The organism is Cellulomonas sp., from assembly GCF_017744555.1.
Taxonomy (GTDB): domain Bacteria; phylum Actinomycetota; class Actinomycetes; order Actinomycetales; family Cellulomonadaceae; genus Cellulomonas.
In genome coordinates this window covers 1-506 of sequence record NZ_JAGIBD010000135.1, presented here as the reverse complement: position 1 = coordinate 506, position 506 = coordinate 1, and the positions used below count along the sequence as shown (strand labels likewise).

General features: G+C 64.8%; 1 protein-coding gene. It reads right to left on the bottom strand.

Features of this window, described 5'->3' with window-relative positions:
- Positions 1-259: leucine zipper domain-containing protein (locus tag J7523_RS20555; RefSeq protein ID WP_291890689.1), on the bottom strand; the 259-nt coding region annotated here is incomplete at its 3' end.
- Positions 260-506 lie beyond the last annotated feature (247 nt).

The following is a 506-nucleotide window of genomic DNA, read 5'->3' as shown; positions in this document are numbered from 1 at the left end:
GACCCCACCCCGGGTGAGTGCGTCGCATCTCCAGCACCGCGACCTCGTCGTCAGGATCCATCTGGTGCGGCCAGGACACCGGCCGGTGCGACCGGTCGACCAACGCCTCGAGCCCTCCGGCCTCGTACCGGGCCAGCCACACATGCAACGTCTGGCGCGAGATGCCCCATGACGCTGCGACCTCGGTGATCGTCCGACCATCCGCGATGACAGCCGACACCGCCTTGTACCGCTGCTCGGCCACGCTCATCTCCCTCATGGAAGAGCGTCAGGATCAACCGGAACCGGTGTCAACCCTCAACCGGAACCGTCAACCCGCAGCCGAACATCCAACGTCCAGCATCAGCCGGAACAACACAGACAGTCTGTGCGCCTGGGCAGATTCGAACTGCCGACACCCGCTTTAGGAGTTTGATCTTGGTCGGCGGGCAGCGCGCTGACCTGCGGAACTACATGCGGGTAGTTCGTGTGGTGACCCCGTTCCGGGGTGCTCGCTGACCACACAC